19 protein-coding genes are annotated in these 23,901 nt (G+C 66.0%); 12 read left to right on the top strand and 7 right to left on the bottom strand.

Annotated features, from left to right (window positions below; genetic code table 11):
• Positions 1 to 50: 50 nt before the first annotated feature.
• Positions 51 to 797: an NRDE family protein gene (locus ABE459_RS21890; protein WP_323831630.1), complete on the bottom strand. Its 747-nt coding sequence runs from the start codon at positions 795 to 797 to the stop codon at positions 51 to 53.
• 131 nt (positions 798 to 928) lie between these two features.
• Between ABE459_RS21890 and ABE459_RS21885 the strand changes: the two genes are divergently transcribed.
• The 3 genes from ABE459_RS21885 to ABE459_RS21875 are packed head-to-tail and all read left to right on the top strand — an operon-like array spanning position 929 to position 3,559.
• The gene (locus ABE459_RS21885) at positions 929 to 1,711 is read left to right on the top strand and encodes a sulfite exporter TauE/SafE family protein (protein WP_258705319.1); all 783 of its coding nucleotides are present in this window, start codon (positions 929 to 931) and stop codon (positions 1,709 to 1,711) included.
• A 16-nt stretch (positions 1,712 to 1,727) separates the two neighbouring features.
• A complete protein-coding gene (lgt, locus tag ABE459_RS21880; RefSeq protein ID WP_125465962.1) occupies positions 1,728 to 2,537 on the top strand; it encodes a prolipoprotein diacylglyceryl transferase in 810 nt (269 codons plus the stop codon).
• 50 nt (positions 2,538 to 2,587) lie between these two features.
• Positions 2,588 to 3,559 (top strand): thymidylate synthase, encoded by a 972-nt coding sequence (locus ABE459_RS21875; protein WP_323831628.1) that lies wholly within the window; start codon positions 2,588 to 2,590, stop codon positions 3,557 to 3,559.
• A gap of 88 nt (positions 3,560 to 3,647) precedes the next feature.
• On the opposite strand, the gene cadR is transcribed toward ABE459_RS21875, so the two are convergent.
• A complete protein-coding gene (cadR, locus tag ABE459_RS21870; protein WP_323831626.1) occupies positions 3,648 to 4,091 on the bottom strand; it encodes a cadmium resistance transcriptional regulator CadR in 444 nt (147 codons plus the stop codon).
• A 111-nt stretch (positions 4,092 to 4,202) separates the two neighbouring features.
• On the opposite strand from cadR, the gene ABE459_RS21865 reads away from it, so the two are divergent.
• The 6 genes from ABE459_RS21865 to ABE459_RS21840 all read left to right on the top strand — a co-directional run bounded on the left by ABE459_RS21865 (position 4,203) and on the right by ABE459_RS21840 (position 12,176).
• Positions 4,203 to 6,461, top strand: a complete 2,259-nt coding sequence (locus ABE459_RS21865) for a heavy metal translocating P-type ATPase (RefSeq protein ID WP_323831624.1) — start codon at positions 4,203 to 4,205, stop codon at positions 6,459 to 6,461.
• 123 nt (positions 6,462 to 6,584) lie between these two features.
• Complete coding sequence (locus ABE459_RS21860) at positions 6,585 to 7,454, top strand: LysR family transcriptional regulator (RefSeq protein WP_323831622.1); 870 nt, start codon at positions 6,585 to 6,587, stop codon at positions 7,452 to 7,454.
• A 218-nt stretch (positions 7,455 to 7,672) separates the two neighbouring features.
• Complete coding sequence (locus tag ABE459_RS21855; protein ID WP_258705316.1) at positions 7,673 to 8,731, top strand: putative 2-aminoethylphosphonate ABC transporter ATP-binding protein; 1,059 nt, start codon at positions 7,673 to 7,675, stop codon at positions 8,729 to 8,731.
• A 1-nt stretch (position 8,732) separates the two neighbouring features.
• Positions 8,733 to 10,457: a putative 2-aminoethylphosphonate ABC transporter permease subunit gene (locus tag ABE459_RS21850; protein ID WP_125465957.1), complete on the top strand. Its 1,725-nt coding sequence runs from the start codon at positions 8,733 to 8,735 to the stop codon at positions 10,455 to 10,457.
• 30 nt (positions 10,458 to 10,487) lie between these two features.
• On the top strand, positions 10,488 to 11,513 hold the full coding sequence (locus ABE459_RS21845; protein ID WP_110992123.1) for a putative 2-aminoethylphosphonate ABC transporter substrate-binding protein: 1,026 nt from the start codon (positions 10,488 to 10,490) through the stop codon (positions 11,511 to 11,513).
• A gap of 123 nt (positions 11,514 to 11,636) precedes the next feature.
• Entirely contained in the window at positions 11,637 to 12,176 is a 540-nt protein-coding gene (locus tag ABE459_RS21840) for a phosphonate degradation HD-domain oxygenase (RefSeq protein WP_258705313.1), read from the top strand.
• Positions 12,177 to 12,326: 150 nt separating this feature from the next.
• On the opposite strand, the gene ABE459_RS21835 is transcribed toward ABE459_RS21840, so the two are convergent.
• Complete coding sequence (locus tag ABE459_RS21835; protein WP_323831620.1) at positions 12,327 to 13,685, bottom strand: GTPase/DUF3482 domain-containing protein; 1,359 nt, start codon at positions 13,683 to 13,685, stop codon at positions 12,327 to 12,329.
• The gene (locus tag ABE459_RS21830) at positions 13,678 to 15,069 is read right to left on the bottom strand and encodes a DUF2868 domain-containing protein (RefSeq protein ID WP_323831618.1); all 1,392 of its coding nucleotides are present in this window, start codon (positions 15,067 to 15,069) and stop codon (positions 13,678 to 13,680) included. The genes ABE459_RS21835 and ABE459_RS21830 overlap by 8 nt, the downstream gene beginning before the upstream one ends.
• 54 nt (positions 15,070 to 15,123) lie before the next feature.
• Between ABE459_RS21830 and ABE459_RS21825 the strand changes: the two genes are divergently transcribed.
• The gene (locus ABE459_RS21825; protein WP_323831616.1) at positions 15,124 to 15,639 is read left to right on the top strand and encodes a dihydrofolate reductase; all 516 of its coding nucleotides are present in this window, start codon (positions 15,124 to 15,126) and stop codon (positions 15,637 to 15,639) included.
• A 135-nt stretch (positions 15,640 to 15,774) separates the two neighbouring features.
• On the opposite strand, the gene ABE459_RS21820 is transcribed toward ABE459_RS21825, so the two are convergent.
• Positions 15,775 to 17,166 (bottom strand): L-cystine transporter, encoded by a 1,392-nt coding sequence (locus tag ABE459_RS21820; protein ID WP_323831614.1) that lies wholly within the window; start codon positions 17,164 to 17,166, stop codon positions 15,775 to 15,777.
• 247 nt (positions 17,167 to 17,413) lie between these two features.
• Here ABE459_RS21820 and ABE459_RS21815 point away from each other — a divergent pair, with 247 nt between their 5' ends.
• Positions 17,414 to 18,469 carry a haloacid dehalogenase-like hydrolase gene (locus ABE459_RS21815; RefSeq protein ID WP_258706657.1) on the top strand — a complete coding sequence of 352 codons (1,056 nt, stop codon included), beginning with the start codon at positions 17,414 to 17,416 and terminating at the stop codon, positions 18,467 to 18,469.
• Between the two features lie 208 nt (positions 18,470 to 18,677).
• Here the strand turns inward: ABE459_RS21815 and ilvD are convergent, their stop codons facing one another.
• Positions 18,678 to 20,519, bottom strand: coding sequence for a dihydroxy-acid dehydratase (gene ilvD, locus ABE459_RS21810; protein ID WP_110992132.1), 1,842 nt, complete (start codon positions 20,517 to 20,519; stop codon positions 18,678 to 18,680).
• Positions 20,520 to 20,839: 320 nt separating this feature from the next.
• Between ilvD and ABE459_RS21805 the strand changes: the two genes are divergently transcribed.
• On the top strand, positions 20,840 to 22,516 hold the full coding sequence (locus ABE459_RS21805) for a DUF4153 domain-containing protein (RefSeq protein WP_346648134.1): 1,677 nt from the start codon (positions 20,840 to 20,842) through the stop codon (positions 22,514 to 22,516).
• A gap of 49 nt (positions 22,517 to 22,565) precedes the next feature.
• Here ABE459_RS21805 and ABE459_RS21800 read toward each other — a convergent pair whose 3' ends face one another.
• Positions 22,566 to 23,762 carry a class I SAM-dependent rRNA methyltransferase gene (locus ABE459_RS21800; RefSeq protein WP_110992134.1) on the bottom strand — a complete coding sequence of 399 codons (1,197 nt, stop codon included), beginning with the start codon at positions 23,760 to 23,762 and terminating at the stop codon, positions 22,566 to 22,568.
• Between the last annotated feature and the right edge of the window lie 139 nt (positions 23,763 to 23,901).

Here is a 23,901-nt window from a genome sequence, read left to right as displayed (position 1 = left end):
CTTCCACGTAGCCTGCGTGGGAGCGGGCTTGCCCCGCGATGAGGGCTGGCTCAGACCTCCAGGCTCACCTCCCCCAGATGCCCCCCAAACGGCCCGAAACTGCGCTCCACCATGCGCCGCCGCCCCTGGTCGTCCACAATCAGCACCGTACTCGCCCGCGTCCCGTAGTTCTGGCTGGCGATGAACACGCTCGACAGCAGCCGCTCGGTGGCCAGCCCCACCCCGGTTTCCGGCAGTTCGCTGTCCGCAGCCGGCTCACCGTCGGCCAGCAAACTCATCAGTTGTTCCGGTTCAGCTGATTCAAGCAACTGCTGAAGGCCGCTGCGCGCCTTGACCAGCTTGGGCCACGGGGTGTCCAGCCCGGCATTCGACAGCCCGTAGACCCCCGGCTCCAGCAAGCGCGGCGCCGCTTCCCGGGCATGCAGGTAGCCCAGCTGCCCGGCATCCCCGACCAGCAGGTTGAACCCGGAGTACTGCCCGCTGCGGCTGGCGACCTGATCCAGATACGCCTCTACCCCCAGTTCGCCCTGCAGAAACGCCGCCACCAGCTCGCCCCGCGAGCGTGGCCCCAGCGCCTGGCGCGGGTCGCGGATATTGGTCAGCGCGGCGAAGCGCCCCTGCGGCCCTACGCCAAGCCAGGTGCCGCCGGCCTCCAGGTCGCGCCCGGCGTACACCCCCGGCGCATCCGCCCAGGCCGCCAGGGCCTGGGTCGGGCGGGCATGGAACTCGTCACGGTTGGCCGCGACGATCAGCGGCCGGGCGGTACCCGGCCGCCAGGCGAATACGATCAGGCACATAGGTTGTCCCCTGTGTTTTCGGCCACTCTACCCGCGCCGGGGGAGCTGATCCATCACCTGACACAGACTTCACTAGAGCGCCGGGCTTGGCTTCCGTTACCATGCCGGATTGTTTTCCACAGGGGCCACGAATGGAATTCGTACTCTATCTGCTGTTGGGTGCCTGTGCCGGCGTGCTGGCCGGGCTGTTCGGCGTGGGGGGCGGCATCATCATCGTGCCGGTGCTGGTGTTCAGCTTCACCTTGCAGGGCTTCGACTCTGCGGTCCTCACCCACCTGGCGGTTGGTACCTCGCTGGCCACCATCGTCTTCACCTCGATCAATGCCGTGCTCGAGCACCAGCGCAAAGGCGCGGTGCAATGGCCGATCTTCACCTGGATGGCCGTGGGCATCCTGCTCGGTGCGCTGGTGGGGGCCAAGACTGCCTCGCTGATCCAGGGCCCGATGTTGCAGAAGATCATCGGCGTGTTCGCCCTGGTGATCGCCGTGCAGATGGCCCTGGACCTCAAGCCCAAGGCCAGCCGTGGCATCCCCGGCAAGCCTGGGCTGATCGGCGCCGGCGGCGTGATCGGCTGGGCCTCGGCGATCTTCGGCATCGGCGGTGGTTCGCTGACCGTGCCGTTCCTGACCTGGCGCAGCCTGCCCATGCAGAAGGCCGTGGCCACCTCGTCGGCCTGCGGCTTGCCGATTGCCCTGGCCAGTGCCCTGAGCTTCATGTGGCTTGGCTGGCACGAGGAGCACCTGCCGGCCCACAGTGTGGGTTATGTGTATTTGCCGGCGCTGGTCGGCATCGCCGTAACCAGCATGTTCTTTGCCCGCTTTGGCGCGCGCCTGGCGCACAGGCTGTCGCCGCGCCTGCTCAAGCGCCTGTTCGCCGCGCTGCTGTTCTGCGTCGGCTTAAGTTTTCTGATTTGAACCAAGAGGAAAATCCATGCTGCCTTACCCGCAGATAGATCCCGTGGCCGTGGCCCTCGGGCCGCTGAAAATCCACTGGTACGGCCTGATGTACCTGATCGGCATCGGCGGCGCCTGGCTGCTGGCCTCGCGCCGGCTCAACCGTTTCGACCCTACCTGGTCCCGCGAGAAGCTGTCCGACCTGGTGTTCTGGCTGTCGATGGGGGTGATCGTCGGTGGGCGCCTGGGCTACGTGCTGTTCTACGACCTGCACCAGTACCTGGCCAACCCAACGCTGATCTTCGAAGTGTGGAAGGGCGGCATGTCGTTCCACGGCGGCTTCATCGGCGTGATGCTGGCGGCGCTGTGGTTCGGCAAGCGCAACAACAAGTCGTTCTTCGAGCTGATGGACTTCGTCGCCCCGCTGGTGCCGATCGGCCTGGGCGCCGGGCGCATCGGCAACTTCATCAACGCCGAACTGTGGGGCAAGGCCACCGACGTGCCGTGGGCCATGGTCTTCCCGCCGTTCAGCGACCCGGCGCAACTGCCGCGTCATCCGTCGCAGCTGTACCAGTTCGCCCTGGAAGGTGTGGCGCTGTTCGTCATCCTCTGGGCGTTCTCGCGCAAGCCGCGCCCGACCATGGCGGTGTCCGGCATGTTCGCGCTGTTCTACGGCATCTTCCGCTTCATCGTCGAATTCGTCCGCGTGCCGGACGCCCAGCTGGGTTACATCGCCTGGGGCTGGCTGACCATGGGTCAGATTCTCTGCGTGCCGATGATCCTGGCTGGCCTCGGCCTGATCTGGTGGGCTTATAATCGCAAGCCCACGGCGACACCCGCCCACTGAAACCTCCACGGCAGGGGCGATCCCCCTGCCGTGCTCGCTACAGGTAAGCCATGAAACAGTATCTGGACCTGGTCCGTGACGTCATCGACAACGGCACGCTGCAGGAAAACCGCACCGGCACCCGCACCATCAGCCTGCCGGGCGCCATGCTGCGTTTCGACCTGCAAAAAGGCTTCCCGGCCATCACCACGCGCAAGCTGGCATTCAAGTCGGCGATCGGTGAGATGGTGGGCTTTCTGCGTGGCGTGAAGAACGCCGGCGAGTTCCGCGAACTGGGCTGCAAGGTCTGGGACCAGAACGCCAACGAAAACGCCCAGTGGCTGGCCAACCCGTTCCGCCTGGGCCATGACGACCTTGGCGAAATCTACGGCGTGCAATGGCGCCAGTGGCCGGGCTACAAGCGCATCGCGCTGAGCAACCCGGCCGCCATCGCGATGGCCGAGAAGGCCGGTTTCCGCCAGATCGCCCAGAACGAGGAAGACGGCCAGGCGTTCGTCATCCTGTACAAGGCCATCGACCAGGTGCGCCAGTGCCTGGACACCATCGCCAACGACCCGGGCAGCCGCCGCATCCTGTTCCACGGCTGGAACTGCGCCCAGCTCGACGAGATGGCCCTGCCGCCGTGCCACCTGCTGTACCAGTTCCACCCGAATGTCGAGACCAAGGAAATCTCCCTGACCCTCTACATCCGCTCCAACGACCTGGGCCTGGGCACGCCGTTCAACCTCACCGAAGGCGCCGCGCTGCTGTCGCTGTTCGGCCGCCTGACCGGCTACACCCCGCGCTGGTTCACCTACTTCATCGGCGATGCCCATGTGTACGAGAACCACCTGGACATGCTCAACGAGCAGATGAAGCGCGAGCCGCTGGCGGCGCCGAAGCTGGTGATCAGTGACCGCGTGCCGGCGTTTGCCGAGACCGGCAAGTACGAGCCGGAGTGGCTGGAGAAGATCGAACCGAGTGATTTCTGGCTGGAAGGGTACGAGCACCATGCGCCGATGACGGCGCCGATGGCGGTCTGATCTGACGCAATCGCGGGGCAAGCCCGCTCCCACGCAGTCTGCTCATAGCCTGCGTGGGAGCGGGCTTGCCCCGCGATGCTTTTAGGCTTCAATGCCCGTGGCTACGCCCCACATGGGAATGCTCCACCTCCGGCACCGACACCGCCCCATTGGTCTCCAACTGCTGCAAGATCGCGCACTCAGCCCCCTGCGCATTGCACTGCTGCCTCAGATCCACCAGCTGCGCCTGCAGCGCCAGCAACCCGTCGATCCTCGCCTGCACATGCTCGATATGCTCGTCGATCAGCGCATTGACGCTGCCGCACGAGCCTTCCGGGCTGTCGCGCAGGCGCAGCAGGCTGCGGATCTCGTCGAGGGTCATGTCCAAGGTGCGGCAGTTGCGGATGAACGTCAGCCGCTCCACGTGGGCCTGGGTGTACAGCCGGTAGTTGCCATCGGTGCGGGCGGGCTCGGGCAGCAGTTGCTCGCGCTCGTAGTAGCGGATGGTCTCCACGGCGCAATCAGTAGCCTTGGCCAGTTCTCCGATCTTCATGGCAAATCTCCTGCAGAGGGCTTGACCCTATAGTGGCTACAGGGTGTTCACTTGGCAACAACCCGCTCTGTGGATAACTGCAGAGGCCAGTGCTCAGTTAAGGATGATTCCATGAACCAGCCTGTCAGCCCCGAACACAAGCATGACCACGGCCACGCCCATGACCACGCGCATGGCGACCAAGGCCATCGCCACGACACCCATGCCCACAGCTGCTGCGGCACCAGCGCCGCGCCGGCCCTGGTGCAACTGACCGAAAAGGCCAGCGCCGGGGCGCAGCTCAGCCGTTTCCGCATTCAGGCCATGGACTGCCCGACCGAGCAGACCCTGATCCAGGACAAGCTGGGCAAGATGGCCGGCATCGAACAGCTGGAATTCAACCTGATCAACCGCGTGCTGGGAGTACGCCACACCCTTGACGGCACCGCCGAGATCGAGCGCGCCATCGACAGCCTGGGCATGCAGGCCGAGCCGCTGAGCGGTGAAGACGAGGCCAGTGCCGCACCTGCCGCCAAGACCCGCTGGTGGCCGCTGGCGCTGTCGGGTGTGGCGGCCATCGCCGCTGAAATCGTGCATTTCTCCGCCCTTGCCCCAGAGTGGGTGGTCGCGGCATTGGCCCTGGCCGCCATCCTCGGCTGCGGCCTGGGCACCTACAAGAAGGGCTGGATCGCCCTGAAGAACCGCAACCTCAACATCAACGCGCTGATGAGCATCGCCGTGACCGGTGCCGTGCTGATCGGTCAGTGGCCGGAAGCGGCCATGGTGATGGTGCTGTTCACCATCGCCGAGCTGATCGAGGCCCGCTCGCTGGACCGTGCGCGCAACGCGATCGGTGGCCTGATGCAACTGGCGCCGGACATGGCGACCGTGCAGCAGGCTGACGGGCAGTGGCGCGAAGTCGAGGTGCGCGAGGTGACGCTGGGCGCCCTGGTGCGGGTACGCCCGGGTGAGCGAATCGGCCTGGACGGCGAGGTTGTCAGTGGGCAATCCAGCGTCGATCAGGCACCGATCACCGGCGAAAGCCTGCCGGTAGAGAAAGCACTGGGCGACAAGCTGTTCGCCGGCACCATCAACCAGGCCGGTTCGCTGGAGTATCGCGTCACCGCGGGCGCTGGCCAGTCGACCCTGGCACGCATCATCAAGGCGGTCGAAGAGGCCCAGGGCGCCCGTGCGCCGACCCAGCGCTTCGTCGACCAGTTCTCGCGCATCTACACCCCGGTGGTGTTCGCCGTAGCCCTGGCCGTGGCGATCATCCCGCCGCTGTTCATGGCCGGCGCCTGGTTCGACTGGATCTACCGCGCCCTGGTGCTGTTGGTGGTGGCCTGCCCGTGCGCCCTGGTGATCTCCACCCCGGTGACCATTGTCAGCGGCCTTGCCGCTGCCGCGCGCAAGGGCATCCTGATCAAGGGCGGCGTGTACCTGGAGGGTGGGCGCAAGCTGGACTTCCTGGCCCTGGACAAGACCGGCACCATCACCCACGGCAAGCCGGTGCAAACCGACAGCAAGGTGCTCGACCCGTTGTTCGAAGGCCGCGCCCAGGCGCTGGCGGCAAGCCTCGCCGACCGTTCCGACCACCCGGTGTCGGGCGCCATCGCGCTCTTCGCCAAGGGGCAAGGCCTGGCACTGAGCGAAGTCACCGAGTTCGCCGCCTTGGCCGGACGTGGCGTGCGCGGCGACATCGGGGGTGAAACCTACCACTTGGGCAACCATCGCCTGGTCGAGGAGCTGGGCCTGTGCTCGCCACAGCTCGAAGCCGAGCTCGATCAGCTGGAGCGCCAGGGCAAGACCGTGGTGCTGCTGCTCGACCGCAGTGGCCCGCTGGCACTCTTCGCCGTGGCCGACACGGTCAAGGACAGCAGCCGCCAGGCCATCGCCGAACTGCATGAACTCGGTATCAAGACGGTCATGCTGACCGGCGACAATCCTCACACTGCCCAGGCTATCGCTGCCCAGGTGGGGATCGACCGGGCCGAGGGCAACCTGCTGCCGGCGGACAAGCTTGCCACCATCGAGCGCCTGTACGCCGAGGGCCACCGGGTCGGCATGGTCGGTGACGGCATCAACGACGCGCCGGCCCTGGCTCGCGCCGAGATCGGTTTCGCCATGGCCGCCGCCGGTACCGACACCGCCATCGAGACCGCCGACGTGGCGCTGATGGACGATGACTTGCGCAAAATCCCGGCGTTCGTCAGGCTGTCGCGCCAAAGTGCGGCGATCCTCACCCAGAACATCGTGCTGGCCCTGGGGATCAAGGCGATATTCCTGGCAATCACTTTTGCCGGCATGGCCACCATGTGGATGGCAGTGTTCGCCGACATGGGCGTGAGTTTGCTGGTGGTGTTCAACGGCCTGCGCCTGCTGCGCAAGTAACAGCTGCAAGCTTCAAGCGGCAAGCTTCAAGCTGAACGAGGTGGAATCGAGATCCATGAAACGACGCGAGCCGACTTTCTCTTGCCGCTTGCAGCTTGCCGCTTGTAGCTGCGGTCTACCGCGATGCTGAGTGCCGAGCTCAAAGCCTTCTACATGGTGGCCCGACTGGGCAGCATCACCTTGGCGGCGAAGAAGCTCGGGCTCAGCCAGCCCACGGTGACCACGCAGATCCGCAACCTCGAAAGCCAGTACAACGTCGAGCTGTTCTACCGTGGCGGCCGGCGCCTGGTGCTGAGCGAGGAGGGCGTGCGCCTGCTGCCGATGGTTAAGGCGCTGTTGCAACAGGAAGCCGACATTGAGTTCGAATTGCGCAACAGCGGCCAGGCCCAGGGCAGCCTGCGCATTGCCGCCACCGCGCCGTACTACATCCTCGACCTTGTGAAGATCTTCCGCGAGCGCCTGCCCCAGGTAGAAGTGGCGGTGGAGATCGGCAACTCGCAGCAGGTGCTGGAAATGCTCGAGGACTACCGGGTGGATATCGCCGCCTCGTCGCAACTGCTTGAAGACGCACGCCTGGTGCGCCGGGTGCTGGGCACCGACCCGCTGGTACTGGCGGTACACCGCAACCATCCCTTGGCACAGCGCCAGGCGGTGTCGATCGACGCGGTGGCCGGGCACTGCCTGTTGATGCGCGAGAAGGGCTCTACCACCCGCAAGCTCACCGAGCAGATGCTGCAGGACGCCGGGGTGAAGGCCGGGGCGCTGCTGGAGATCGGCAGCCGTGAGTCGATCCGTGAGGCGGTGTTGCGCAATATCGGCATCAGCATCATTGCCCGCCATGAAGTGCCGCATAACCCCGAGCTGCGGGTGCTGGCGCTGGACGATGCGCCGGTGATGCATGAGTACCTGTATTGCCTGAAGGAGCGCCGTCAGGCGCGGTTGCCGGCGGCGCTCCTGGGGGTGGCGCAGGAAGTGGTGGGTTCGCAATTCTAGATAAGCGCAGGCCTCTTCGCGGGTGAACCCGCTCCCACAGGTACAGCACAGGTTCTGAATACTGTGCATTACCAGTGGGAGCGGGTTTACCCGCGAAGAGGCCCCCAAAGCCACTACAAAATCTGCCTATACCACTATCACCGGCTTTTGCCCCAACGCCACAGAACCTTCGCACAGCCTGCCTAGCATGGCCCCCATCGCTTCGATGAGGACTCGCCATGAACCACGTCACCCCGGGCGCACAGATGAAAGTGCGCGGCATCCACAAACGCTTCGGTGCCTTCACCGCGCTCAACGACGTGTCCCTGGACATCGCCGCTGGCGAGCTAGTGTGCCTGCTCGGCCCCTCGGGCTGCGGCAAGACCACCCTGCTGCGCTGCATCGCCGGCCTGGAACGCCAGGACCGCGGCACCCTGTACATCGGCGATCGCGACATCTCCGAGCTGCCGCCCCAGGCCCGTGACTACGGCATCCTGTTCCAGTCCTACGCGCTGTTCCCCAACCTTACCGTCGAAGCCAACATCGCCTACGGCCTGACCGCCAGCAGCCGTGACCAGGTGCGCCAGCGTGTCAGCGAAATGCTCGAACTGGTCGGCCTGTCGGGCAGCGAAAAGAAATACCCCGGCCAGCTTTCCGGCGGCCAGCAGCAACGCGTGGCCCTGGCCCGCGCCCTGGCCCCCAAGCCATCGCTGCTGTTGCTCGACGAGCCGATGTCGGCACTCGACGCCCGGGTTCGCGAGCACCTGTGCACCGAGCTGCGCCAGCTGCAGCGCCAACTGGGCATCACCACCCTGATGGTGACCCACAACCAGGACGAGGCCATGCTGATGGCCGACCGCATCGCCGTGATGAACAACGGCAAGGTCGAGCAGTACGCCACCCCGCAGGAAATCTACGACCAGCCGGCCACGCCGTTCGTCGCCGAGTTCGTCGGCCAGGGCAACTGGCTGCCGTTCCAGCGCAGCAGCGACAGCCATGCCCAGGTCGGCAGCATGAACATGCGCCTGGCGGCCAACGCCGGCCGTGCCAGCAGCGGCCGTTTGTTCTGCCGCCCCGAGGCGATCACCGTGAACCCGGTGGTGCACGAGGAAAACCTGTTCCCGGCCAAGGTCCGCGAGATCACTTTCCTCGGCAACCGCTGCCGCATGAGCTTCGAGCTCAAGGCCCTGCCGGGCCATGCCCTGCTCGCCGAGCTTGCCCCAGAAGCCATGCCGCGCCTGGGCTCGCAGGACATCTGGGTGGCCCTGCCACCGCAGAGCCTGCAGGTGTTTGCCTGAGATGGCCGCGCCCATGACCCTGCCCCTGAACAGCGCCAAGGCCGCGCCGCGCAGTGGCGTCGCCTTCGGTGACCGGCTGTTCGTCGTTGGTGGCAAGAGCCTGCTGCTGATCCTGCTGGTGCTGGCGGTGCTGATGCCGTTGCTGGCGATCTTCTGGAAAGGCTTCAGTGCCGATGCAGGCCAGGGCGGTGGCCTGGTGGCGGCCCGCGAGCTGTTCGCCAGCGCCAACTTCCACTGGCTGCTCGGCAACAGCCTGTCGGTGGCCTTCACCGTCGCGGCCATCGTCGTGCCGCTGGCCTACCTGTTCGCTTATGCCCTGCAACGCACGCTGATCCCGGCCAAGGGCCTGTGGCGCGGCATTTCCTTGCTGCCGCTGCTGGCGCCGTCGATGCTGCCGGCCATCGCCCTGGTGTATCTGTTCGGCAACCAGGGCCTGCTGCGCGGGCTGCTCAGCGACAACATCTACGGCTTCTGGGGCATCGTCCTCGGCGAGGCCATCTACACCTTCCCCCATGCCCTGATGATCCTGCTGTCGGCGCTGTCGCTGGCCGATGCCCGGCTGTTCGATGCGGCGTCGAGCATGGGTGCCGGGCCCGCCCGGGCCTTCTTCAGCATCACCTGGCCGGCCACCCGCCAGGCGGTATTCGCCGCGTTCTGCCTGGTGTTCACCCTGACCATCACCGACTTCGGCGTGCCTGTGGTGGTCGGTGGCGACTATCAGGTGCTGGCGCTGGAAGCCTACAAGGCGGTGGTCGGCCAGCAACAGTTCGGCCGTGGCGCGCTGATCGGCATGGTGCTGCTGGTGCCGGCCTTGCTCAGCTTTGCCGTCGATGCCTGGTTGCGCCGCCGCCAGGGCGACGCCATGAGCGGCCGCGCCCAGGTGTTCGAGCCCAAGCCTTCCAGGCTGCGCGATGCCTGCTTCCTGGCCCTGGTGCTGGTGGTGTGCGCGGCGTTGCTGGCGGTGATCGGCATGGCGGTGTATTCGTCGCTGGTCAAGTTCTGGCCCTACAACTTGTCGCTGTCGCTGAACCACTACCAGTTCGACGACACCGCCGGCGGCGGCTGGCTGGCCTACCGCAACAGCGTGACCATGGCCCTGTGCACCGCGCTGATCGGCAGCGTGATCATCTTCAGCGGCGCCTACCTGATGGAGAAGACCCAAGGCCAACGCCTGCTCAACCAGGCCCTGCGTCTGCTCAGCTTCATCCCCATGGCCGTGCCCGGCCTGGTACTCGGCCTGGGCTACGTGTTCTTCTTCAACCTCAACGGCAACCCGCTGCATGTGTTCTACGGCAGCATGGCGCTGCTGGTGGTGTGCACCATCGCCCACTACCTGACCACCGCGCAGATGACCGCCACCACCGCCCTGCGCCAGCTCGACGGTGAGTTCGAAGCCGCCGCGCTGTCGCTCAAGGCGCCGCTGTACAAGCACTTCATGCGCGTCACCGTACCGATCTGCCTGCCGGCGCTGCTGGACATCATTCGCTACCTGTTCGTCTCGGGCATGACCACCGTGTCGGCGGCGATCTTCCTCTACAGCCCCGACACCATCCTCGCTGCCGTCGCCGTGCTGAACATGGATGACGCCGGCAACGTCGGCGGCGCCGCCGCCATGTCCACCCTGATCCTGCTCACCAGCGCCGCCGCCTCGCTGCTGCTGGCCGCTGCTTCACGCGGCCTGCTGCGCCGCTCCCAGGCCTGGCGCCAACGCGCCCCCGGCCATTGATCGACTGCCCACAACGATAGGAACCGCACCATGTTCAAGCCCCTCGCACTTGCCGCTGCCGTATCCGCCGTGTTCAGCCTGCAGGCCTCGGCTGCCGCTACCCAGCTGACCGTCTACACGGCCCTTGAGGCCGAGCAGCTCAAGAGCTACAAGCAGGCCTTCGAGAAGGCCAACCCGGACATCGAGATCAAGTGGGTGCGTGACTCCACCGGCATCATCACCGCCAAGCTGCTGGCCGAAAAAGACCGCCCGCAGGCCGACGCGGTGTGGGGCCTGGCGGCCTCCAGCCTGGCCATCCTTGACCAGAACGGCATGCTCGATGCCTATGCGCCCAAGGACCTGGGCAAGATCTCGCCGAATTACCGCGACGCCGCCAACCCGCCGGCCTGGGTCGGCATGGACGTGTGGGCCGCGACCATCTGCTTCAACACGGTTGAAGCCGAGAAGCAGGGCCTGAGCAAGCCGCTGAGCTGGCAGGACCTGACCAAGCCCGAGTACAAGGGCAAGATCGTCATGCCCAACCCGGCCTCGTCCGGCACCGGCTTCCTGGATGTAAGCGCCTGGCTGCAGACCTTCGGCGAGCCCCAGGGCTGGGCCTACATGGACGCCCTGCACCAGAACATCGGCCAGTACGTTCATTCCGGCTCTAAACCGTGCAAGCTGGCCGCCGCCGGCGAGTTCCCGATCGGCATCTCGTTCGAGTACCCGGCCGTGCAGCTCAAGCGCCAGGGCGCGCCTCTGGACATCGTGCTGCCGAAGGAAGGCCTGGGCTGGGAGATCGAGGCCACCGCCGTGATCAAGGGCTCGCCGAAGGCCGATGCGGCCCGGCGCCTGGCAGATTTTTCCGCCAGCCCTGCGGCGATGGAGCTATACAAAGAGAACTTCGCCGTGCTTGCCGCACCGGGCATCGCCAAGCCCCAGACCGAGTTGCCGGCGGACTACGAGCAGCGCCTGATCAAGAACGACTTCGCCTGGGCCTCGAAGAACCGCGACGAGATCCTCAGCGAATGGCGCAAGCGCTATGACGGCAAGTCGGAGAAGGTCGCCCAGCAGTAAGTCTGGTGGGGCCTCTTCGCGGGTGAACCCGCTCCCACAGGTAAAGCGCGACCCCTGTGGGAGCGGGTTTACCCGCGAATGCGTCATGACAGGCAGCGTTGAATTCAGCCGGAGCAAAGCTTGATGCCTTCGATCGACCAGATCTTCACCCTCTACCAACACCACGGCAGCGCCGACTACATCGGCGAAGCCATCACCCAGCTCGAACACATGTCCCAGGCTGCCCAACTCGCCATGGCCGAAGGTTACGACGACGAAGTGGTGCTGGCGGCTTTCTTCCACGACATCGGCCACTTGCTGGGTGAAGGCGAAGCCAGCATGGGCGGCTTTGGCGTGGTCAGCCACGAACGCCTGGGCGCCGAGTACCTGCGCCGTGCCGGCTTCGGCGAGCGCATGGCGCGCCTGGTGGAGTACCACGTCGAGGCCAAGCGCTACCTGACCCTGCGTAAGCCGGGCTATTACGACCGGCTGAGCGAGGCCAGCCGGCGCACACTGGGGTATCAGGGCGGGGTGATGAGCGATGCCGAGGCGGATGCGTTCGAGGGGGATCCGTTGTTTGCGCTGAGCCTGCGGATGCGCGAGTGGGATGAGTTGGCCAAGGAGGTCGGGGTTGAGGTGATGGACCTGATGGTGCTGAAGCAGAAGGCCTTGGCATTGCTCTGAGACTTTGATGGCCTGCACCGGCCTCTTCGCGGGTAAATCGCATCGGCGCACCGCCGCTCCCACAGGATCTCGTTGCGCTCAAAAGCAGCAGTGAACCTGTGGGAGCGGCGGTGCGCCGATGCGATTTAGCCGCGAAGAGGCCCTGCTGACTCAGATCTGCAAAACCAACGCCTCCAGCTGCTCCTGGCGCTCCGGCTGATTCACCTTGGCCCGCGGATTAAGCGTCGACCACTGCGGATGTGCCCGCGCCTTGCTCAGCGCCTCGGGCAGCTTGCCTTCGCGCCAGGCCTTCTCGTCCAGTGCGCCCAGGCGAATGCTGTCCTGCGCCGCATGCCCGCGGCGCTCCAGCGCCACCATCAACTGCTGCTGACGCAGCGCCAGCAGGCGCAGCACGGTGTCATCCACCGTCAATTCCCGTTGGCCCTTGAGCTTGCCCATCAACCGCGCGCCATAGTTGCGCGCCGTTTGCAGCGCGCCGCCGGCAATGGCCCCGGCCAGCGCCGCGGCGCCGAGGGTCAGGCCGCCGACCAGCAGGTCGACGCCGGCACCGGCCGCTGCACCTGCCGCCACCCCGCTGCCCAGGCGCACGCCCAGCAACTTCAAGGTTTCCGGGTTGAACAGGTCATCGCCCCAGCGGCCATCCAGCAATGGCAGGTCACCGGCATCGGCATCTTCGCGGCGGAAGGCATAGAGCTTGAGCAGCGCCTCGACACAGCGCTGCTCACGCTGGCGTACGTCGCGGCGCAGGGCTTCGATGGCATTGGCTTCGTCGGCGGGCTCGACACTGCGCCGGCAGGCGGCGCAATCGAGCAGCAATTCGGCGATCAGGCGTTTGCCGCTGTGCTGGCGGGCCAGGCGCTGCGCCTGCTGGTCGTCGATCAGCCGCTGCAGGGCCGGGCGGGCGTCTTCCAGCAACAGGGCGAGGCTTTCGTAGAGGCGCCGTTCGCCGTCTTCCGGCGGGGCCACGCTGTCAAACCGCACCAGCGCGTGCAGGCCCAGCCGCGCCAGGGCTTCGCGCCATTCCGGCTCGCGGTGCTGGTGGCTGGCGACGAAGTTGAGCACCGGCAGCAGTGGCTTGCCGCAACCGGCCAGCACCTCAAGCTCGTCGCGATACTTGGCCAGCACCGGTTCGCGGGCATCGATCACATACAGCCCGGCGTTGCTCGCCAGCAACTGGCGCAGCACCTTGGCTTCCTGTTCAAAGCGCTGGCGCGCCTCGCTACCCTGGAGGAAACGCTCCAGCCGGGCCGGGCCGTCCAGCCGCTCGCCCGGTCGCTCGAGGCGTTCCAGGTAGTCGAGCAGGGCGATGGCGTCTTCCAGGCCGGGGGTGTCGTACAGCTCCAGCAGCGGCTCGCCGTCCACCGACAGGCGCGCGCCTTCGACATGGCGGGTGGTGCTGGGGCGGTGCGAGACCTCGCCAAAGCCGACATCGCGGGTGAGGGTGCGCAGCAGCGAGGTCTTGCCGACGTTGGTGTGGCCGACCACGGCCAGTTTCAGGGGCTCAGTCATGGCCATGCTCCAGCCAGGTCAGCGGCGAGGTGTCGGCGTGGGGCAGGCCCAGGCGGTCGAGGGCGTCGTGCCAGTCGCCCAGGCGCGCGGCGTCCAGCGCCTGGCCGGGTTGTGGCTGGAGCAGCCAGATGCGCGTGGCGCCGGCATTGCGCGCCAGCTCCGCGAGCAGCGCCAGGCTGCCACGGTCCGGTGAGCGGCGCGGATCACAGGCGATGGCCAGGCGCGCCGGGGGGAAGCGGCCGAGCTGTTCGAGCAGTTTGTTGCGCGATTCGCGGCTGTCGAGCACGCCGGCGTTGGTTACGCCTTGCGGCAGGGCCGGTGGCCAGGGCTGCCGATCGTCCAGCTCCAGGCCCACCAGCAGGGCGCCGCTGCTGCCTCTGTCCAGTTGCCCGGCCTCGAACCGCGGGAGTGCTTCTGGGGCCGCGTCTTGTACGCCGATCCGCTCGCTGCGTGGCATCAGCGCTTCACGCAACTGCGCGTAGCCGGGCAGGTTGAGGTCCAGGGTCAGCCGCTCGCGGCCCTGGCGCCAGCGCCACAGGCACAGCGCGGCCAGCACCAGGCGCGGCAACAGGCCGTACACCAGCACCACGCCGAGCAGCCAGCTGGCCCAGGCCTGGCGCGCCAGGTCGAGGGCCGGCAGGGTGTCGCCGCTGGCGCGGATCATCGCTTCGTCCGGCACGGCGAAGCCCAGCAACGAGGGCAGGGCGCCGAGGGCGTGGGTGAGGGCGATGAAGGGTTCGGCGGCGAGCAGCGTGGTTTCCCAGACGAAGCCGTAGCGCCGGGTTGCCAGCAACGCCAGCAACATGCCCAGCGCCGCCAGCATCGCCAACAGCCACAGGCCATGCACCAGGGCACCGAGCAGCCAGCGGTTCAGGCGCTGGCGCTGCAACAGTACCAGCAGCGCCGGGGCCAGTTGCGCGGCCTTGGCATCACGGGCCAGGCGTTCGCTCAGCCACAACCACAGGCGGCCCAGCGTTGCACCCTGTTCGCCGGCGTAGCAAAAGCCGATGGCCCAGCCGGCCAGCAACACCAGGTTGAGGCCGAGCAGGCTGCCCAGGGCCCAGAACACGTTCACCGGGCGCTGGCCGTCGCCCAGCGCCGCCAGGCCCAGGCCGGCGCCGCTGAACACGGCCAGCACCATCAACGCCATCAAGGCCAGGCGGGCGCCTTGCTTCCAGTGGCGCAGCGCCTCGGCCATACGATCGCGCTCGGCCAGCCACAGGGCGCGGGTTGCGATGCGCGTGGCCAGGTCGCCACCCTGCTGGCGGGCGCGGCGGTTGGCTTCCTGGTCCTCCAGGGGGCCGGCGTGTTCTTCGCGCAGGCGCACCGCTTCGGTGAGCCAGTGTTTGTCCAGTTCAGTCAGTGCAGTCACAAGCTCGTCCATTGCACAGGTCAGGGCGCAAGCATAACCCACGTGCCCGGTGCTATCCTCGCCGCCATGACTACCTCACTCCCCCTCAGCCTGATCGCGGCCCTCGCCGAGAACCGTGTGATCGGCATCGACAACACCATGCCCTGGCACCTGCCGGGGGACTTCAAGTACTTCAAGGCCACCACCCTGGGCAAGCCGATCATCATGGGGCGCAAGACCTGGGATTCGCTGGGCCGGCCGTTGCCGGGGCGGTTGAACATCGTGGTCAGCCGCCAGCCTGGCTTGCAGCTGGCGGGCGCCGAGGTGTTCGCGTCGCTGGAACAGGCGCTGGAGCGTGCCGAACAGTGGGCGCGGCAGCAGGGTGTCGACGAGCTGATGCTGATTGGCGGCGCGCAGCTGTATGGGCAGGCGCTGGAGAAGGGGCTGGTGAGCCGCATGTACCTGACTCGGGTCGAGCTTTCGCCGGAGGGGGATGCGTGGTTCCCCGAGTTTGACAAGGGGCAGTGGAACCTGGCGTCGAGCGAGGCGCAGGTTGAGGAAGGCAAGCCGGCCTATCACTTCGAGGTCTGGGACAAGGTTTGAGGTTGCTGGGGGCGCTTTGCGCCCCTATCGCAGGCTTCGCCAGCTCCCACAGGGAAAGCATCAAGCCAAGGCATGAGCAGTCTTGTGGGAGCTGGCGCCAGCCTGCGGTAGGGCTGCAGAGCAGCCCTGACGATTTCAACCGTGACTCAGCTCGGCATGCTCATCCCCGCCCAGCACCTGTTGGTCGGTCTGCTTCAGCAGTTGGCTGGTGACCACGCCGGCGGTCATCGAGCCACTCACGTTCAATGCCGTGCGCCCCATGTCGATCAGCGGCTCCACCGAGATCAGCAGTGCCACCAGCTCCACTGGCAGGCCCATGGCCGGCAGCACGATCAGCGCGGCGAAGGTCGCACCACCCCCCACGCCGGCCACACCGGCCGAGCTCAGGGTGACGATGGCCACCAGGGTGGCGATCCACAGCGGGTCGAAGGTGTCGATGCCCACCGCCGGGGCGACCATCACCGCGAGCATCGCCGGGTACAGGCCGGCGCAGCCGTTCTGGCCGATGGTGGTGCCGAACGAGGCGCTGAAGCTGGCGATCGACTGCGGCACGCCCAGGCGCTGGGTTTGCGCCTCGATGTTCAGCGGGATGCTGGCGGCGCTGGAGCGGCTGGTGAAGGCGAAGGTCAGTACCGGCCACACTTTGCGGAAGAAGCGCAGCGGGCTGACGCCGGTCAGCGCCAGGATCACCCCGTGCACCACGAACATCAGGCCCAGGCCGATGTACGACACCACCACGAAGCTGCCCAGCTTGAGGATGTCGTCGAGGTTGGAGCTGGCCACCACCTTGGTCATCAGCGCCAGCACGCCATAGGGGGTGAGCTTCATCACCAGGCGCACCAGGCGCATCACCCAGGCTTGCAGCACGTCGATGGCCGACAGCGCGCGTTCGCCTTTGTCCTTGTCGTCCTTGATCAGTTGCAAGGCGGCCAGGCCCAGAAACACGGCGAAGATCACCACGCTGATGATCGAGGTCGGCTTGGCCCGCGCCAGGTCGGCCACCGGGTTGGTGGGGACGAACGACAGCAGCAGCTGCGGGATGTTGAGGTCGGCGACCTTGCCCGCGTAGTCACTGTGGATCGCCTGCAGCCGCGCGCTTTCCTGCGCGCCGGCCACCAGGCCCTCGGCGCTGAGGCCGAACAGGTTGGTCAGGACAATGCCGATCAGCGCGGCGATGGCGGTGGTCAGCAGCAGGGTGCCGATGCTCAGCACGCTGATGCGCCCCAGGCTCGAAGCATTGTGCAGGCGGGCCACGGCGCTGAGGATCGAGGCGAAGATCAGCGGCATGACGATCATCTGCAGCAGGCCGACATAGCCGTTGCCGACCAGGTCGAGCCAGGCAATGGTGGCTTTCAGTACCGGGTGGCCGGCGCCGTAGACCGTGTGCAGGACCAGGCCGAAGCCCACGCCCAGGGCCAGGCCCAGCAGTACTTTCTTGGCCAGGCTCCAGTCGGTGCGGCGGGTTTGCGCCAGGCCCAGCAGCAGGGCCAGGAACGCCAGCAGGTTGAGAGACAGCGGCAGGTTCATTGAAGCTCCAGAAAAAGCAGAAGAGGCATCGCCTCTGATGAGCGATTGCGAACGGAAATGCTAACAGCCTGAAAACAAACGAATTTATACCTAAAAGGAATTTACATAGTCGTTTATGGAATAACGCCATGTCGTTATTGGCAATCCGCATGGCGTTTGCGGCTGCGTCGGGGTCGGTCGCGAACGTCCGGGTGTCACAAAACGGGTCTAGGGTTGAGCGGCCACGTCTTTGGGAGAACTGCACATGATGTCTGCGCCGAAACTGCTCGCCGGCGGGTTGGCCCTGTTGCTCAGTGCCAGCAGCTGGGCGGCCACCGAGCTCAAGCACTGGCCCGCCGAGGCGGCTAGCAAGCTGGACGCGATGATCGCCGCCAATGCCAACAAGGGTAACTACGCGGTGTTCGACATGGACAACACCAGCTACCGCTTCGACCTCGAAGAGTCGCTGTTGCCGTACATGGAGAACAAGGGCCTGCTGACCCGCGACAAGCTCGACCCCTCGCTCAAGCTGATCCCGTTCAAGGACACCGCCGAGCACAAGGAGAGCCTGTTCAGCTACTACTACCGCCTGTGCGAAATCGACGACATGGTCTGTTACCCCTGGGTGGCCCAGGTGTTCTCGGGCTTCACCCTCAAGGAGCTGAAGCAGCAGGTCGACGAGTTGATGGCCTCGGGCAAGCCGATCCCCAGCACCTATTACGAAGGGGATCAGGTCAAGACCATCGAGGTGCAGCCGCCCAAGGTCTTCACCGGCCAGGCCGAGCTGTACAACAAGCTGATGGAGAACGGCATCGAGGTGTACGTGATCTCGGCGGCGTCGGAAGAGCTGGTGCGCATGGTCGCCGCCGATCCCAAGTACGGCTACAACGTCAAACCCGAGAACGTGATCGGCGTCAGCCTGCTGCTCAAGGACCGCGCCACGGGCCAGTTGACCACCGCGCGCAAGCAGATCAGCGCCGGGCACTATGACCCCAAGGCCAACGAAGGCCTGGAACTGACCCCGTACCTGTGGACCCCGGCGACCTGGATGGCCGGCAAGCAGGCGGCGATCCTGACTTATATCGACGAATGGAAGAAGCCGGTGCTGGTGGGTGGCGACACGCCGACCAGCGATGGCTACATGCAGTTCCACAGCGTCGATGTGAGCAAGGGCGGCATCCACCTGTGGATCAACCGCAAGGCCAAGTACATGGACCAGTTGAACGGCATGATCGCCAAGCATGCGGCGGCCCAGGCCAAGGAGGGGCTGCCGGTGACGGCGGACAAGAACTGGGTGATCGTGACGCCGGAGCAGATTCAGTAACTGCCGCCGCGTTCATCTGTAGGAGCGGCCTTGTGTCGCGAAAGGGCCGCGAAGCGGCCCCAGGAAATCAGCGTTGACATCTGCGTTGATGGGGCCGCTGCGCGGCCCTTTCGCGACACAAGGCCGCTCCTACAGGGGGCGTGTGTTGCGCAAAGCAGGCATAAAAAACCGGCGCACCAGGCGCCGGTTTTTTTATGCCATCAAAGCCTCACAGCCCTTCAAGCATCGCCTTGTTACGCACCGCACCTTTGTCGGCACTGGTGGCCAGCAGGGCGTAGGCCTTCAGCGCGGTGGTCACCTTGCGTGGGCGTACTTCGGCCGGCTTCCAGCCTTTCTTGTCCTGCTCGACGCGACGCGCGGCCAGCTCTTCGTCGCTGACCAGCAGGTTGATCGAACGGTTGGGGATGTCGATCAGCACTTTGTCGCCGTCGCGCACCAGGCCGATGGCACCGCCTGCGGCGGCTTCCGGCGAGGCGTGGCCGATCGACAGGCCGGAAGTGCCACCGGAGAAGCGGCCGTCGGTGAGCAGGGCGCAGGCTTTGCCCAGGCCTTTGGATTTCAGGTACGAGGTCGGGTAGAGCATCTCTTGCATGCCCGGGCCGCCTTTCGGGCCTTCGTAGCGGATGATGACGATGTCACCGGCCTTCACTTCGTCGGCAAGGATGCCGCGCACGGCGCTGTCCTGGCTTTCGAAGATCTTCGCGTTGCCTTCGAACACATGGATCGACTCATCCACGCCGGCGGTCTTCACCACGCAGCCGTCCAGGGCGATGTTGCCGTACAGCACGGCCAGGCCGCCTTCTTGCGAGTAGGCGTGCTCGAAGCTGCGGATGCAGCCGTTTTCGCGGTCGTCGTCGAGGGTTTCCCAACGGGTCGACTGGCTGAAAGCGGTCTGCGTCGGGATGCCGGCCGGGCCTGCCTTGAAGAAGGTGTGCACGGCTTCGTCATCGGTCTGGGTGATGTCCCACTTGGCGATGGCTTCTTCCATGCTGGCGCTGTGCACGGTCGGCAGGTCGGTGTGCAGCAGGCCACCACGGGCCAGCGAGCCGAGGATGCTGAAGATGCCGCCGGCGCGGTGCACGTCTTCCATGTGGTACTTCTGGATGTTCGGCGCCACCTTGCACAGCTGCGGCACCTTGCGCGACAGGCGATCGATGTCGCGCAGGTCGAAGTCCACCTCGCCTTCCTGGGCCGCGGCCAGCAGGTGCAGGATGGTGTTGGTCGAACCGCCCATGGCGATGTCGAGCATCATGGCGTTCTCGAACGCCTTGAAGTTGGCGATGCTGCGCGGCAGGACCGAGGTGTCGTTGTCGCCGTAGTAGCGTTTGCACAGCTCGACGATGGTGCGGCCAGCGGTGAGGAACAGCTGCTCGCGGTCCGAGTGGGTGGCCAGGGTCGAGCCGTTGCCCGGCAGGGCCAGGCCCAGGGCCTCGGTCAGGCAGTTCATCGAGTTGGCGGTAAACATGCCGGAGCAGGAACCGCAGGTCGGGCAGGCGCTGCGCTCGTACTCGGCGACTTTCTCGTCGGAGGCGCTGGAGTCGGCGGCGATGACCATGGCGTCGACCAGGTCCAGGCCGTGGCTGGCCAGCTTGGTCTTGCCGGCTTCCATCGGGCCGCCGGAGACGAAGATCACCGGGATGTTCAGGCGCAGGGCGGCCATCAGCATGCCGGGGGTGATCTTGTCGCAGTTGGAGATGCAGACGATGGCGTCGGCGCAGTGGGCGTTGACCATGTACTCGACGGCGTCGGCGATGATCTCGCGGCTGGGCAGCGAGTACAGCATGCCGTCGTGGCCCATGGCGATGCCGTCATCGACAGCGATGGTGTTGAACTCTTTGGCCACGCCACCGGCGCGTTCGATCTCGCGGGCGACCAGCTGGCCCAGGTCCTTCAGGTGCACGTGCCCTGGGACGAACTGGGTGAACGAGTTGGCGATGGCGATGATCGGTTTCTTGAAATCGTCGTCCTTCATCCCGGTGGCGCGCCACAGGGCGCGGGCGCCGGCCATGTTGCGGCCGTGGGTGGAGGTCTTGGAACGGTAATCAGGCATGGAGCGCTCCTGGCGGCTAAATCACATCACGTAAATAGGGAGTGAGCTTCTCTTGTCCTGATACGCCGAAGGCCGGTTGCCGCTGGCAAGGATGGGGGCCGAAGACCGCGCGGGATCGCCGCAGGCTCGACCAGAGCTCATAAACCCGCCGGGGATGACTGGCGATGAATAGGCCCGATTCTACACCGCCGCGCCTGCGAGGGAATGCCGTTGTGATAATTGGCAGTCGGCCCAGCCCGCACGTTAAAGCCTTTGGCATCGGTTGCGCAGGGTTCGGTAGACTGGCGCGCTTTATACCCCTCTGGCCAAAAGGATTTGCCATGCCGGCGCCTGCTCGCTCGTTGTTGTATTACGTTGTTATCGGCCTGCTTCAGGGCCTGGTATTGCTTGCCGCCGTGCTGGGGCGCGGTGAAGTGCTCGGCTTCGGCCTGTCGGTCGCGGTCTGTGTCGCTGTGGCGGTGGCGGGTCTCAACCTGCAGTTGCTCGGCAGCGCTGTGCGCCAGCGCGGTACGGGCTGGCTGGTACTGGGCCTGACCTTGTTGATCAGCGGGATCAGCGCCTGGGTGTTCGCCGCCGAGCCCAGCGGCTGGCTGCAGATGACCTGGTGCCTGGCGGCGGTGGTGCTGGGCTATATCGGCACCGCGTTCATCCTTGCCTGGCCGACCGGCGAAGGGCTGCGGCTGCGCTACGAAGACCTGTTCCGGCATGCCTGGAACAATGTGTTCATCCTGTTCCTGGCGCAGATGCTGACCGGCCTGTTCTGGCAATTGCTGTGGCTGTGCGCGCTGCTGTTCAGCATGCTGGGCATCCCGCAGGTGAAGGAGGCGGTGGAGTCGCCGGTGTTCCTCTGGCTGGTGCTGCCGGTGGTGTTCTCCCTGGGAATGCGCATGGGCCGGGAGAACGAAAAAGTAATCGGCCTGCTGCGTGGCATCCTGCTGACCCTGTGCCGCTTCCTGCTGCCGCTCGGTGCACTGATTACCGTGCTGTTCACCCTGACGCTGCCGTTTACCGGGCTGCAGCCGGTGTGGGATACAGGCTATTCGACGACCCTGTTGCTGATGCTGGCGATCATCAACCTGTTCCTGGTCAATGGTGTGTTCCAGGAGGGGCATCAGGGCAGCGTCTATCCCGTTGCGCTCAAACGCCTGGTAAACGCCAGCCTGCTGTGCCTGCCGGTACTGGTGGGCCTGGCGGCTTACGCCAGCTGGATGCGCATCGATCAGTACGGGCTGACACCGTCGCGCATCATGGCGCTGTTGCTGGTGGGGGTGATGCAGGCCCACGGCCTGGCGGCGGCCTGGGCGGTGCTGGCGTCGCGTCAGGGCTGGCTGAGCAGCCTGCGGGTGAGCAACCCGTGGATCGCCCTGCTGAGCGCGGCGCTGGTGGTGCTGTTCTATACGCCGTTGCTCGCGCCACAGGCGCTGAGTGCGAAAAACCAGGTCGAGCGCCTGGTCAGTGGGCGTACGCCGGTCAGCGAGTTCGATGCGCGAAACCTGTACCACGACCTGGGCCAGCCGGGGCGTGACGCCTTCGAGCAGCTTGAAAAACGGCTGCAAACGGATGAGTTGTTCGATGCTTCAGGGCGCGCGCAACTGCTGGCGACGCTGGAGGAAGTGCGACGCCCGGCAGTGGCCGAGGAGCGCGGGCCAAAGCTGGAGTGGCTGGGGCCGGTGCAGTCCAGCACTGAAGCCTTGGCTGACTCGACCCTGGCCGAAAGCCAGTGCGGCGGTAAGGGCTGCTACCTGTGGGCGGTCGACCTGGATGGCGACGGCCACAACGAAGTGTTGATGATTCCTCGGCACACTTATGCATCGCGCCTGTTCGTGCTCACCTGGGAAAACCGGGAATGGCAGGAAGTGGGGAGTCTGAGCGGCAACATGGACAACCTGGATGGGGTGGTCAAGGGCATTCGCGAAGGGGCGGTGAAGCTGGTCACGCCGCGCTACAAGACCTTGAGCATCGACGGGCAGGAGCTGATGCAGGACTTCAGGCGGTAACCGGGGCTGGCCTGACAGCATGGGGCCCCATGCTGTCAGGCCAGCGTGCTTAGCTGTTCGGCAGCAAGCGGCAGGTAATGCTCTTGATGTAACGGGTCTCGCTGATCGCCGGGTGCACCGGGTGGTCCGGGCCCTGGCCGCCGCGCTCGAGCAACTGCAGGTTGCGGTCCAGGTGGCGGGCGCTGGTCAGCAGGATGTTGTTCAGGTCGTCCTCGGGCAGGTGCATCGAGCACGAGGCGCTGACCAGGATGCCGTCCTTGTTGAGCATGCGCATGGCCTGTTCGTTGAGGCGGCGGTAGGCGGCCTCGCCGTTCTTCAGGTCTTTCTTGCGCTTGATGAAGGCGGGCGGGTCGGCAACGATCACGTCGAAGCGCTCTTCGGCGGCTTTGAGCTCGCGCAGGGCTTCGAACACATCGCCTTCGATGCAGGTGACTTTCTCGCTGATGCCGTTCAGTGCGGCATTGCGCTCGACGCCGTCGAGGGCGAAGCCCGAGGCGTCCACGCAGAACACTTCGCTGGCGCCGAATGCGCCGGCCTGCACGCCCCAGCCACCGATGTAGCTGAACAGGTCGAGTACGCGCTTGCCTTTGACGTAGGGCGCCAGGCGCGCGCGGTTCATGCGGTGGTCGTAGAACCAGCCGGTCTTCTGCCCTTCACGCACCGGGGCTTCGAACTTGACGCCGTTCTCTTCCAGGGCGACCCAGTCCGGGACTTCGCCGTAGACGGTGTCGACGTAGCGCTCGAGGCCTTCGGCGTCACGGGCGGCGGAGTCGTTCTTGAACAGGATGCCGCTGGGCTTGAGCACCTGGATCAGGGCGGCGATCACTTCGTCCTTGTGCGCTTCCATGGTGGCCGAGGCCAGTTGCACCACGAGGATGTCGAAGAAACGGTCGACCACCAGGCCCGGCAGCAGGTCGGAGTCGCCGTAGACCAGGCGGTAGCACGGCTTGTCGAACAGCCGCTCGCGCAGCGACAGGGCCACGTTCAGGCGGTGCACCAGCAGCGACTTGTCCAGCGGCAGCTTGGCGTCGCGCGACAGCAGGCGGGCGCAGATCAGGTTGTTCGGGCTCATGGCCACCACGCCCAGCGGCTTGCCGTTGGCGGCTTCGAGGATGGCCTGCTGGCCGGCCTTCAGGCCCTGCAGCGGGGTGGCGGCAACGTCGACTTCATTGCTGTAGACCCACAGGTGGCCGGCGCGCAGGCGGCGGTCGGCATTGGCTTTGAGACGAAGGCTGGGCAGGGACATGACGTCGCTCCGGGAAAAAAGAGCGGGAGTATACCGCGTCGGCCCAGGGTTCGGTGTGGGGAGCGACCAAGTGGTGGCCTCATAGCCCGGGGGACCCCCCCCCCCAGAGGGGGAGGCGTAGGCGAGGGAAGGGGCCCGA

The sequence above is a fragment of the Pseudomonas sp. TWI923 genome (assembly GCF_039673365.1).
Classification (GTDB): domain Bacteria; phylum Pseudomonadota; class Gammaproteobacteria; order Pseudomonadales; family Pseudomonadaceae; genus Aquipseudomonas; species Aquipseudomonas sichuanensis.
Note: the sequence above shows the minus strand (reverse complement) of the source record. Positions and strands in the feature narration are given on the sequence as shown.

Excerpts from the sequence above, each read along its gene's own strand:
- ABE459_RS21890 (WP_323831630.1), bottom strand. The coding sequence starts at position 797 with ATGTGCCTGATCGTATTCGCCTGGCGGCCGGGTACCGCCCGGCCGCTG.
- ABE459_RS21885 (WP_258705319.1), top strand. The coding sequence starts at position 929 with ATGGAATTCGTACTCTATCTGCTGTTGGGTGCCTGTGCCGGCGTGCTG.
- lgt (WP_125465962.1), top strand. The coding sequence starts at position 1,728 with ATGCTGCCTTACCCGCAGATAGATCCCGTGGCCGTGGCCCTCGGGCCG.
- ABE459_RS21875 (WP_323831628.1), top strand. The coding sequence starts at position 2,588 with ATGAAACAGTATCTGGACCTGGTCCGTGACGTCATCGACAACGGCACG.
- cadR (WP_323831626.1), bottom strand. The coding sequence starts at position 4,091 with ATGAAGATCGGAGAACTGGCCAAGGCTACTGATTGCGCCGTGGAGACC.
- ABE459_RS21865 (WP_323831624.1), top strand. The coding sequence starts at position 4,203 with ATGAACCAGCCTGTCAGCCCCGAACACAAGCATGACCACGGCCACGCC.
- ABE459_RS21860 (WP_323831622.1), top strand. The coding sequence starts at position 6,585 with ATGCTGAGTGCCGAGCTCAAAGCCTTCTACATGGTGGCCCGACTGGGC.
- ABE459_RS21855 (WP_258705316.1), top strand. The coding sequence starts at position 7,673 with ATGAACCACGTCACCCCGGGCGCACAGATGAAAGTGCGCGGCATCCAC.
- ABE459_RS21850 (WP_125465957.1), top strand. The coding sequence starts at position 8,733 with ATGGCCGCGCCCATGACCCTGCCCCTGAACAGCGCCAAGGCCGCGCCG.
- ABE459_RS21845 (WP_110992123.1), top strand. The coding sequence starts at position 10,488 with ATGTTCAAGCCCCTCGCACTTGCCGCTGCCGTATCCGCCGTGTTCAGC.
- ABE459_RS21840 (WP_258705313.1), top strand. The coding sequence starts at position 11,637 with ATGCCTTCGATCGACCAGATCTTCACCCTCTACCAACACCACGGCAGC.
- ABE459_RS21835 (WP_323831620.1), bottom strand. The coding sequence starts at position 13,685 with ATGACTGAGCCCCTGAAACTGGCCGTGGTCGGCCACACCAACGTCGGC.
- ABE459_RS21830 (WP_323831618.1), bottom strand. The coding sequence starts at position 15,069 with ATGGACGAGCTTGTGACTGCACTGACTGAACTGGACAAACACTGGCTC.
- ABE459_RS21825 (WP_323831616.1), top strand. The coding sequence starts at position 15,124 with ATGACTACCTCACTCCCCCTCAGCCTGATCGCGGCCCTCGCCGAGAAC.
- ABE459_RS21820 (WP_323831614.1), bottom strand. The coding sequence starts at position 17,166 with ATGAACCTGCCGCTGTCTCTCAACCTGCTGGCGTTCCTGGCCCTGCTG.
- ABE459_RS21815 (WP_258706657.1), top strand. The coding sequence starts at position 17,414 with ATGTCTGCGCCGAAACTGCTCGCCGGCGGGTTGGCCCTGTTGCTCAGT.
- ilvD (WP_110992132.1), bottom strand. The coding sequence starts at position 20,519 with ATGCCTGATTACCGTTCCAAGACCTCCACCCACGGCCGCAACATGGCC.
- ABE459_RS21805 (WP_346648134.1), top strand. The coding sequence starts at position 20,840 with ATGCCGGCGCCTGCTCGCTCGTTGTTGTATTACGTTGTTATCGGCCTG.
- ABE459_RS21800 (WP_110992134.1), bottom strand. The coding sequence starts at position 23,762 with ATGTCCCTGCCCAGCCTTCGTCTCAAAGCCAATGCCGACCGCCGCCTG.